The following is a 1,431-nucleotide window of genomic DNA, read 5'->3' as shown; positions in this document are numbered from 1 at the left end:
TTTGAGCACCAAGACGTGCCCTTCGAGCTGCTCGTGGAACGGCTGCACCCCACCCGCTCCCTGGCCCATCACCCCCTAGTGCAGGTCATGCTGGCCTGGCAAAACCACAACCTCGCCGAGCTGGACCTAGCCGGCGGGCTGGCGCTAGGTGAGCAGGTGCGGGTTAGCCCCTTGCCAGTGCAAACTTGCACGGCCCGCATGGATTTGACCTTCACCCTGTCCGAGAACTTCACCGAAGCGGGCCAGCCGGCCGGCATCGGTGGGGTAGTGGAGTTTCGCACCGATATTTTCGACCCCGCCAGCATCGAAACGTTAATTACACGATTCGAGCGGGTGCTGGCCGACATGACGGCAGATCCCTCGCGGCCGGTGTCTTCGATCGGGGTGCTCGACGAGTCCGAACGTGTCCGCCTGGATAACTGGGGTAACCGGGCGGTGTTGGACCGCCCAGCGGTGTCGGGGGTGTCGATCCCAGCGTTGTTTGCCGCCCAAGTCGGCCGCACGCCCGACGCGGTGGCGCTGACTTTCGGGGACCGCTCGTGGACCTATCGCGAGGTGGACGAGTCCGCGAATCGGTTGGCGCACTTACTGGTTGCCCGTGGGGTGGGCCCGGGTGAGTGCGTGGCGCTGCTGGTGGAGCGTGGCGCGCAAGCCATCATCGCGATCCTGGCGGTCCTCAAGACCGGGGCGGCCTACGTGCCGATCGATCCGGGCCTGCCCGCGGCGCGAATCGGGTTCATGCTCACCGATGCCACGCCTGTCGCCGCACTCACCACGGCGGGTCTGCGCTCGCGGCTCGCCGGTCATCACGTGCCGGTCATTGATATTGATGACCCCGCCATCCACACCCAACCCAGCACCCCACTGCCGGCCCCGGCCGCCGACGGTATTGCGTATCTGATTTACACCTCGGGCACCACCGGGGTGCCCAAAGGCGTTGCCGTGACCCACCATAACGTCACCCAGCTGCTGGCGTCGGCAGATGCCTACCTGGAGCGGGCGGGGGTGTGGTCACAGTGGCACTCGTATGCCTTTGACGTTTCGGTGTGGGAGATCTTCGGTGCCCTGCTCGGTGGGGGCCGGTTAGTGGTGGTGCCCGAGGCGGTGACCGCCTCTCCGGAAGACTTCCACGCCTTGCTGATCAGCGAACAGGTCAGCGTGTTAAGCCAAACCCCGTCGGCGTTTTATGCGCTGCAAACCGTTGATGGATTAGCCCCGGAGTTAGGCCGCCGGCTGGCGCTGAAGACAGTGGTGTTTGGTGGGGAAGCCCTTGAGCCCGCGCGTCTAGCGGGGTGGGTGGACCGCCATCGGCAGTCGCCGCGGCTGATCAACATGTACGGCATCACCGAGACAACCGTGCATGCCTCGGTACGCGAGATCATGGCCGGTGATGTCGCCGGCGCAGCGAGCCCCATCGGGGTGCCGTTAGCC

1 protein-coding gene is annotated in these 1,431 nt (G+C 65.7%); it reads left to right on the top strand.

Translation table 11 applies throughout. The annotated features are described in order from the left end of the window. The coding region (locus A5781_RS24300; RefSeq protein ID WP_156625031.1) for an AMP-binding protein at window positions 1-1,431 on the top strand (1,431 nt) is incomplete at both ends.

It is taken from the genome of Mycobacterium sp. 852002-30065_SCH5024008 (assembly GCF_001665645.1).
In the GTDB taxonomy this organism is placed as follows: Bacteria; Actinomycetota; Actinomycetes; order Mycobacteriales; family Mycobacteriaceae; genus Mycobacterium; species Mycobacterium paraffinicum.
This window is presented reverse-complemented; position numbering and strand designations above follow the sequence as displayed.